Here is a 9,333-nt window from a genome sequence, read left to right on the forward strand (position 1 = left end):
TGAAAGGACGACGCGAATGTTTCTACGCAAGATCAATGGACCACGGTCGGTCACGCTGCCGGACGGGTCTATCTTGACCCGTGCAGACCTGCCACCGCCCACCACCCGTCGCTGGGTTGCATCGCGCAAGGCAACGGTGGTGACCGCCGTCATCCACGGGTTGATCACCCGCGACGATGCGTTGACCACATATGACCTGTCGGATGCGGAATTCGCGGAATGGGAAATCGCGCTGATGCAACACGGACGGGACGCATTGAAAACGACGGCTTTGCAAAAATATAGACAACCATAGGATGAGAGGGCAGACTTTTCTGCGGACGCTAATGTGTCGTTAAGACTTAATGGGCAAATTGTTTTCATATTCACGAACGGAGAACCGTATGAGAGTCCTGTTGATAGAAGACGATCCCACCACATCCAAAAGCATCGAACTGATGTTGAGCCATGCCAATCTGAACGTTTACAGCACGGATTTGGGCGAAGAAGGCGTCGATCTGGCGAAGCTATACGACTACGATCTGGTGCTTCTGGATCTGAACCTGCCCGATATGACCGGCTACGACGTGCTGCGCCAGTTGCGCCTTGCCCGCATCGATACGCCCATTCTGATCCTGTCGGGTGAAGACGATACCGACAGCAAACTAAAAGGTTTCGGTTTCGGTGCGGATGATTACCTGACGAAACCGTTCCACCGCGAAGAATTGGTCGCACGAATCCATGCGATCATTCGCCGGTCCAAAGGTCATGCGCAGTCGATCATCACCACGGGGTCCATCGCCGTCAATCTGGACGGAAAAACCGTCGAAGTCGACGGACAGACTGTGCATCTGACGGGCAAGGAATATCAGATGATGGAATTGCTTTCCCTGCGCAAAGGGACAACGCTGACCAAGGAAATGTTTCTGAACCATCTTTATGGTGGCATGGACGAACCGGAACTGAAGATCATCGACGTCTTTATCTGCAAGTTGCGCAAGAAATTGAGCGAGGCAACAGGTGGCGATAATTTCATCGAAACCGTCTGGGGGCGCGGTTACGTGCTGCGCGACCCTGAAACCCGCGCAGTCAAGGCACCATTGGCGATCGGAGCTTAATACGCGGGGGTATTCGACGGGATATGATCGCGGCCGGATGGGGGGCGAACGACGCGACCGCCCGTCGGCCAAATTGGCCCGCGCCCGTGAACAGGCAATCTGGACGTTGTCCCGGTCGGCCCCTAGGTTCGTCGCATCGCCGCCGCGGCGGATCTGACGAACCAAGGGCGCCAAATGGGACAGCACGATACGACTGATAACGATACCGCAGCCATCGCAGCTGCGGATATGGACCGCGACGATGCGGCGCGCGCGCTTGCGGATCTGGCGGTGCAGTTGAACCGGGCGAATTCGGCCTATTACAGCGACGACGATCCGGTGATCGACGACGCAACCTATGACGCACTGAAACAGCGTAACGCTGCGATAGAAGCCGCGTTTCCGGACCTGAAACGTGACGACAGCCCCAGTGACCGGGTCGGTGCGCCGGTTACGGACGGATTTGGCAAAGTGGCTCACCGGGTTCGGATGATGTCGTTGGGAAATGCGTTCAAAGCAGCGGATATCGTCGATTTCGATAGTGGGATTCGCCGTTACCTGAACCTGCCCGGCGATCAACCGCTACACTATACGGCAGAGCCCAAGATTGATGGTCTTTCGCTTTCCGTCAGATATGAAAACGGTCAACTGGTGCAGGCTGCCACCCGTGGTGACGGCGCCACGGGCGAAAATGTCACTGAAAACGCCCGCACGATTGCATCCATTCCGCAAACGCTGACGCATGCGCCCGACGTGCTGGAAGTCCGCGGCGAGGTTTACATGCGGCACGATGACTTTGCCGACCTCAACACGCGACAGGCGGCGGCGGGTGCGAAAACATTTGCCAACCCGCGCAACGCGGCTGCTGGGTCGTTGCGCCAGCTTGACCCCAACGTCACCCGCGACCGACCGCTGCATTTTTTTGCCTACGCCTGGGGCGAGGTGTCGGAACCGCTTGCCGACACGCAGGCCGGGGCAATCGCACGGTTGTCTGATCTGGGGTTCGACACCAATCCGTTGACCGCGCGCTGCGATGGTCCGGACGCGCTGATCACACACTACGACCGGATCGCTGCTGACCGCGCGACGCTGGGCTACGATATCGACGGTGTCGTCTACAAGGTCGACAATCTGGACTATCAGCGGCGACTTGGGTTCCGGTCGACCACGCCGCGCTGGGCCATCGCGCATAAATTCCCCGCCGAACTGGCGTGGACAAAAGTTGAAGGAATAGACATCCAGGTTGGCCGCACGGGCGCGCTGTCACCGGTCGCGCGCCTGACGCCGGTGACTGTCGGTGGTGTCGTCGTGTCCAACGCCACCTTGCATAACGAAGACTATATTTCCGGACGCAGCGCCGACGGCACCATGATCCGGGGCGGTGCGGATATCCGGATCGGTGACTGGGTCGAAGTGTACCGCGCTGGCGATGTGATCCCAAAGGTTTCGAACGTCGATTTGTCGCGCCGTCCTGATACCGCGCAACCCTATGACTTTCCAACTTCCTGCCCCGAATGTGGATCGGACGCTGTCCGTGATGAAGGCGACGCCGTGCGCCGTTGCACAGGCGGATTGATCTGCCCCGCGCAAGCGATCGAAAAACTGCGCCATTTTGTCAGCCGCGCCGCATTCGACATCGAAGGTCTGGGGGCGAAACAGGTTGAATACTTTTTTGCCGACGCCGCGCTGCCGGTGCGCGAGCCTGCGGATATTTTTACGCTGCAGCAGCGCAATGCGGCCAGTTTGGCCAAGCTGGAAAACCGCGACGGGTTTGGGCCGACAAGCGTGCGGAACCTGTTCGCAGCGATTGACGAAAAACGCAGTATCCCGCTGAATCGCCTGATATTCGCGCTTGGCATCCGCCATGTGGGCGAAGTCGCCGCCGCCGATCTGGCCCGTCACTTTGGCACTTGGGACGCGTTGATGCATGCGGTTGATCTGGCCGGACCCGCAGCCGCGGCACAGCTGGACGCCGACGCAGCAGAAGCCGCCGAACGCATGGCCGCTGCGGATGAAAACCGGCGCGCCCGTATCAAACCGGCGCGCGACGCCGTATGGAGCGATCTTGATCCCGCAGCCAAGGCGGCATGGGAAGATCTGGTCGGCATTGATGGCATCGGTGCCAGTGTCGCCGTGTCGCTGGTCACGACATTTCAGCAGAACGCGGAACGCGCATCGATCCAGCGACTGCTGGACCATCTGGACGTGCAGCCTGTCGTGGCGACGGATAACATCCAAAGCCCCGTTGCAGGAAAGACGGTCGTGTTCACCGGGACACTGGAAAAGATGACCCGCGCCGAAGCCAAGGCACGCGCGGAATCGCTGGGGGCCAAGGTTGCAGGATCGGTCAGCGCGAAAACCGATTTGCTGATTGCAGGGCCCGGATCGGGATCAAAATCGGACAAGGCGGCCAAGCTTGGTGTCGAAACCATCGACGAAGACGCCTGGCTTGCGCTGATCGGCGACGCATGAGCCAGCGGCCAGAGGTTCTGTTTCCGCTGTTCGCTGAAGTCAGCACGCTTGCGGGCGTCGGGCCGAAATCAGCCCGGTCGTTGGAACAGATCGGGATCAGAACACCGCGTGATCTGCTGATGACACTGCCTGTGTCCGGCATCGACAGGCACCGCCGAGACAGCATCACCGATATCGTGCCGCCCGGCGTCGCCACGGTCGAGGTCGTGATCGGACAGCACCATGCCCCTGCAACCAAGGGGCGGCCTTACCGCGTCGCGGTGCGCGATTCGCAGGCTGATTTCACGCTGGTCTATTTTCACGCGCGCGGCGACTACCTGCAAAAATTGCTGCCGACGGGGCAGCGCCGTGTCGTATCGGGCCGGATCGAACTGTTCGACGGAATTGCGCAGATGGCCCATCCCGATCATGTGGTACTGCCCGAAGACGCAGATACCCTGCCGGACTATGAACCTGTTTATCCGCTGACATCCGGTGTCACGCAAAAACTGATGTTCAAGGCGGTCCGCGACGCGCTGGCCAAGACGCCGCCACTGGCAGAATGGGTCGACCCGCCCCTGATTGCGCGTGAAGGCTGGCCCGACTGGATCACCGCACTGACCCGGGCGCACGGGCCGCAAGCCAGCACCGATCTGTCGCCCTTGTCGGTCGCGCGCAAACGACTGGCCTATGACGAGCTATTCGCCCATCAGTTGACGCTGGCACTTGCCCGTGCGCGGGTGCGGCAAAAGCCGGGCCGCAAAACGCGTGGCGATGGACGGATACGGGACAAGGTGCTGGCGGCGCTGCCCTATACGCCAACGGGGGCGCAAACCCGCGCCATCGGCGAAATCGCGGCCGACCTTGGCGCGCCGCATCGGATGAACCGTCTGTTGCAGGGCGACGTGGGCGCAGGCAAAACGCTTGTCGCCCTGATGAGCCTTTTGATTGCGGTCGAAGCGGGCGGGCAGGGTGTGATGATGGCCCCCACCGAAATCCTTGCGCGGCAACATTTGCAAGGGCTGCGTCCGCTGGCCGAACAGGCGGGTGTCGTGCTTGAAATCCTGACGGGCCGCGACAAGGGCCGCGAACGGCAGGCGAAACTGGCCGCACTGGCGGCGGGTGACATCCAGATCCTTGTGGGGACCCATGCCGTGTTTCAGCCCGATGTGCAGTTTCACGATCTACGGCTGGCCGTGGTGGACGAACAGCACCGGTTCGGCGTAACGCAGCGCATGGAACTGGGGGCAAAGGGGCAAGCGGTCGACGTACTGGTGATGACGGCCACGCCGATCCCGCGATCGTTGTCGCTGACGCAGTTCGGGGAAATGGACCTGAGCGTGCTGGACGAAAAACCGCCCGGCCGCACGCCCGTCACAACCGCATTGGTATCCACCGACCGAATGGATCAGGTGGTTGAGCGCCTGCGCACCGCCGTGTCCGAAGGGCGGCAAGCCTATTGGGTCTGCCCGCTGGTCGAAGAATCAGAGGTCAGCGACATGACCGCCGCCGAAGACCGGTTCAAACGCCTGCGCGCCGCCCTTGGTGAAGGTATCGTCGGGCTGGTGCACGGCCAGATGCTCCCGGCGGACAAGGATGCCGCGATGGCGCGGTTCGTTGCAGGCGACACCAAGGTGTTGGTGGCCACCACGGTGATCGAGGTCGGTGTCGATGTGCCCAATGCGTCGATCATGTTGATTGAACGGGCCGAAAGCTTTGGTCTGGCACAGTTGCACCAGTTACGCGGCAGGGTCGGGCGCGGGGCCGCAGCATCGACGTGTCTGCTGATGTATCAGGGTCCGTTGTCTGAAACGGGCCAGCGCCGCCTGTCGATCATGCGCGACACCGAAGACGGATTTATCATTGCAGAAGAAGACCTTGCCATGCGCGGTGCGGGCGACATGATCGGCACCGCGCAATCGGGACTGCCACGGTTCAGAATAGCAGATCTGGAACGCCAGACCGCACTGTTGGAATTGGCGCGGTCGGATGCCCGCAAGCTGCTGCACGACGATCCCGACCTGACCAGCCCACGGGGCAAGGCGGCACGCGTGTTGCTGTGGCTGATGGAACAGGACCGCGCGATCCGGCTGATTTCTGTCGGTTGATCAGAACGCGAACGTAGCGTCGAAATCGTCTGGCAGGGCGGTTTGCGGTGCTGCACAGGCCACAAGCCCGATCAGCAAAGTCATCATCACAAACGGACGCATCAAATATTCCTATCGGGTCAGGACCAGTTCGCCGTTGCGAATCTGGATGTTTGAAAACCGGCTGAGGTAAGTCATCCCCAGCAAAGAGCCGAACATTTCGCCGCCGTTGACGACGGCGGGCACGTCGGTTTCGGTGACATCGCCCAGCGTGACGCTGTCCAGCAGCACCGGGGCTGTCTGGACGACGCCGTTGGCCGTGTTGGCGCTGCCCAGATAGCGCAGGGTGTCGGGGTCAAGTCCCACGCGCCGGGCGTCATCACGGTTCAGCACCATCTGGCTGGCCCCGGTATCGACGACGAAATCGACAGGCACGCCGTTCACGCCCAGCCGGATATAGTAATGCCCATCAGCCTGCTGTGGCAGCACCACATCGCCCGTGGTTGTCACGGACTGGCGCGGCAGCACATCGCGGCTGATATCACCCCACAGCCCCACGGCGGCGATCACACCCACAAAGATCAGGCCCCAGATGGATGCCTGTTGCGCGACCTTCCCCATCTGCCCGCGCTGGCTGACAAGGTAGCTGACGAAAATCGCCCCGCCCATCAGGGCCAGAAACGTGATTTGCATGATCTGATCTGTGTTCATGACGCAGATATAGGGATCAGCCCGCCAGACCGAAACCCTTGAGCCCGTCCAGAATGAACTGCACTGCAAGTGCGGCCAGAAGCATCCCCAGCAAACGGGTCACCACGTTGATGCCGGTCTTGCCCAGCGCGCGTTCCAGCAATGGGGCGGCCATGAACAAGGCAAAGACGATGCCGATGACGATGACCATGACCCCCAGCACCGCCCCGAACCCCAAGGCGGAATCAGCCTGTCCGGTCAGCAGGATGATTGTGGCGATGGCACCGGGTCCGGCAATCAGCGGGATCGCAAGGGGGTAGATCGACGGATCGCTGGCCGGGTCCAGATGGTCGGATGAATTGTCTTCTCGGCGTTGCTGGCGGCGTTCGAACAACATGTCGAGTGCTGTCAGGAACAGCAGGACGCCACCCGCGATGCGGAACGCGGGCATCGAAATGCCGATGAAATCCAGCAGCGCCTCTCCGGTGAAGGCAAAGATCAACAGGATGATCATGCCCGCCAGACAGGCGCGGATCGCAATGGCGCGGCGGTGCGATGTTTTCATCCCCTGCGTCATCGCCACGAAGAGGGGCGCCATGCCGATGGGATCGATCACAATGAACATGGCCGTGAATGCGGTGATCAGGGTGGCGAAATCGGTCATCGTATCCTTTTCCGGTGCGAGAGGGGGGCCGGATCAGGCCTTTTCCGCCTGCTCCAGCTTTTCCAGTGCCTGCATCCACATCGCTTCGGCACGGTTCAACCCGTCCATGACTTCGGCGTATTTCTTGTTCCAGGTCGCAAGCTCACCGATCCGTGTATCTTCGTATAGCGCAGGATCGGCCAGTTTCTTGGCCAATTTGTCGCGCATGTCGTTAATCTTTGTCACGCGTTCTTCGGCTTTGCGGGCCTCGCTGCGAAGCGCCAAAATCTCGTCGCGGGTCGGTTTCTTGACCTTGGGCGCGGCGGGCTTTTCGGATTTTGTCGGCTTGTCGGGTGTCAGCAGCATCTTGCGGTAGCTTGCAAGATCGTCGTCATAGGGTTTGACGTGCCCGCCTTTGACCAGCCACAGCCGGTCGGCCACCATCGACAACAGGTGCATGTCGTGACTGACAAGGATGACCGCGCCGCTGTAGGCGGTCAGTGCTTCGACCAGCGCCTCGCGGCTTTCGATGTCAAGGTGGTTGGTCGGTTCGTCAAGGATCAGCAGATGCGGCGCGGGCAGGGTGGCCAGCAGCAGCGACAGACGCGCCTTTTGCCCGCCTGACAGACGGCCCACGGCGGTTTCGGCCTGATCCGCACCCAGACCGAAACCCGCCAGACGCGCCCGCAACCTGGCCTGACCTTCTTCGGGACGTTCGCGGAACAGATGGTCCAGCGGTGTTTCATCGATCCGCAGCTCGTCCACCTGATGCTGCGCGAAAAAGCCGATGCGCAGCTTGTTGGAACTGACCATCTTGCCGCGTGCGACATCCAGTCGGCCCGACAGCATTTTCGACAGGGTCGATTTGCCTTCGCCGTTGCGGCCCAGCAGGGCGATCCGGTCGTCCTGATCGATCCGCAGGTTCAGGTCGTGCAGGATGATCTGGTTGCCGTAACCCACGGCCGCACCTTCGGTCGCGATGATCGGCGGCGACAGCTCTTCGGGTTCAGGAAAGGTGAACACGGTGCGCGCCGCATCGGCGGGCACACGGATCGTTTCCATCTTTTCCAGCGCCTTGACGCGCGACTGCGCTTGCTTGGCCTTGGATGCCTTGGCCTTGAAACGGTCGACAAAGGCCTGCAGGTGTTCGCGTTTCGCGTCCTGCTTTTTCGCAGCAGAGGTCAACAGCGCGATCTTTTCGGCGCGCTGGCGGGCGAATTGGTCGTAGGGGCCGGTGTAATACGTCAGCCCCTTGTTTTCGAGGTGCAGAATACCGCCCACGGACCGGTTCAGCAGTTCGCGGTCGTGGCTGACAATCAGCACGGTATGGGGGTATTTGCCGATATAGGCTTCTAGCCACAACGCGCCTTCAAGGTCGAGATAGTTGGTCGGTTCGTCCAGCAGCAGCAGGTCTGGTTCGGCAAACAGCACGGCGGCCAGAGCGACGCGCATCCGCCAACCGCCCGAAAAGGCGGAACAGGGCATGCGCTGTTCGTCGTCGGTGAACCCCAGACCTTTCAGGATGGTACTGGCGCGGGCTTCAGCGCTCCATGCGTCGATGTCCGACAGGCGGACCTGAATGTCCGCGATACGGGTCGGATCGGTGGCAGTCTCTGCCTCTGCCAGCAAGGCTTCGCGTTCGCTGTCGGCGCGCAGCACGGTGTCGATCAGGCTGACCTCGTTGCCGGGCACTTCTTGGCTGACGCCGCCGATCTTCCAGCCGCGTGGCATGTCGATGGTGCCGGTATCCAGCACCATTTCGCCCCGGATGATCCGGAACAGCGTGGTCTTGCCGGTGCCGTTGCGCCCGACCAGCCCAACCTTGTGGCCGGTTGGAATTGTGACGGTCGCGCCCTCCAGCAGGGTGCGGCCTTCGACGGAATAGGTGATGTCAGAAAATTTCAGCATGGCGCGCCTCTAGCAGAGCGGCGCGCCACCTGAAAGCGGTTTAGCGGCGTTCGGCCTCTACATCTTTGTTCCAGATGGTCGGATCGATCCCCTTGTCGAGGTTGGGGTGATCGGCAAAGCGGAACAATGGCTCCTTGCCGGCCTTGCGTTGCTGGAAATAGTCGCGCGTCAGCGCATGCACCGTACCCGACAGAATCACGATCGCCACAAGGTTGATCGTGGCCATGACGGCCATGCTGGCATCTGCGAAATTGAACACCGTCGATACCGGTTGCACGGCCCCCCAGACGACCATCGCCATTGCAGCCACTTTTAGCACCAGCAACGGCATCCGAGTCCCAAGCCCCAGAAATTCCATCGCATTTTCCGCATAGGAATAATTCCCGATGATCGAGGTGAAGGCAAAGAACAGGATCGCAATCGCAACAAATGCCGGACCCGCCGCACCAATGTGTTCGGACAGCGCGTTCTGCGTCAG

General features: G+C 61.0%; 8 protein-coding genes. 4 read left to right on the plus strand and 4 right to left on the minus strand.

Annotated features, from left to right (window positions below):
- The first annotated feature begins 16 nt into the window (after window positions 1-16).
- From GZH79_RS10750 to recG, 4 genes are all read left to right on the plus strand, one after another.
- The gene (locus tag GZH79_RS10750; RefSeq protein WP_211643782.1) at window positions 17-295 is read left to right on the plus strand and encodes a DUF1153 domain-containing protein; all 279 of its coding nucleotides are present in this window, start codon (window positions 17-19) and stop codon (window positions 293-295) included.
- Window positions 296-383: 88 nt separating this feature from the next.
- A complete protein-coding gene (ctrA, locus tag GZH79_RS10755) occupies window positions 384-1,097 on the plus strand; it encodes a response regulator transcription factor CtrA (protein ID WP_211643783.1) in 714 nt (237 codons plus the stop codon).
- A 228-nt stretch (window positions 1,098-1,325) separates the two neighbouring features.
- Window positions 1,326-3,548 (plus strand): NAD-dependent DNA ligase LigA, encoded by a 2,223-nt coding sequence (gene ligA, locus GZH79_RS10760; protein ID WP_211643874.1) that lies wholly within the window; start codon window positions 1,326-1,328, stop codon window positions 3,546-3,548.
- The gene (gene recG, locus GZH79_RS10765) at window positions 3,545-5,635 is read left to right on the plus strand and encodes an ATP-dependent DNA helicase RecG (protein WP_211643784.1); all 2,091 of its coding nucleotides are present in this window, start codon (window positions 3,545-3,547) and stop codon (window positions 5,633-5,635) included. Before ligA ends, recG begins: the two co-directional genes overlap by 4 nt.
- A gap of 111 nt (window positions 5,636-5,746) precedes the next feature.
- Here the strand turns inward: recG and GZH79_RS10770 are convergent, their stop codons facing one another.
- From GZH79_RS10770 to GZH79_RS19030, 4 genes are all read right to left on the minus strand, one after another.
- Window positions 5,747-6,307, minus strand: a complete 561-nt coding sequence (locus GZH79_RS10770; protein ID WP_249219113.1) for a TIGR02281 family clan AA aspartic protease — start codon at window positions 6,305-6,307, stop codon at window positions 5,747-5,749.
- A 34-nt stretch (window positions 6,308-6,341) separates the two neighbouring features.
- On the minus strand, window positions 6,342-6,968 hold the full coding sequence (locus GZH79_RS10775) for a MarC family protein (RefSeq protein ID WP_211643786.1): 627 nt from the start codon (window positions 6,966-6,968) through the stop codon (window positions 6,342-6,344).
- Window positions 6,969-7,001: 33 nt separating this feature from the next.
- Window positions 7,002-8,855: an ABC-F family ATP-binding cassette domain-containing protein gene (locus GZH79_RS10780; protein ID WP_211643787.1), complete on the minus strand. Its 1,854-nt coding sequence runs from the start codon at window positions 8,853-8,855 to the stop codon at window positions 7,002-7,004.
- Between the two features lie 40 nt (window positions 8,856-8,895).
- On the minus strand, window positions 8,896-9,333 hold a 438-nt coding region (locus GZH79_RS19030; RefSeq protein WP_249219114.1), incomplete at its 5' end, for an alanine:cation symporter family protein.

Origin of the sequence: Loktanella sp. SALINAS62 (assembly GCF_018263905.1) — a bacterium.
GTDB lineage: Bacteria > Pseudomonadota > Alphaproteobacteria > Rhodobacterales > Rhodobacteraceae > Loktanella.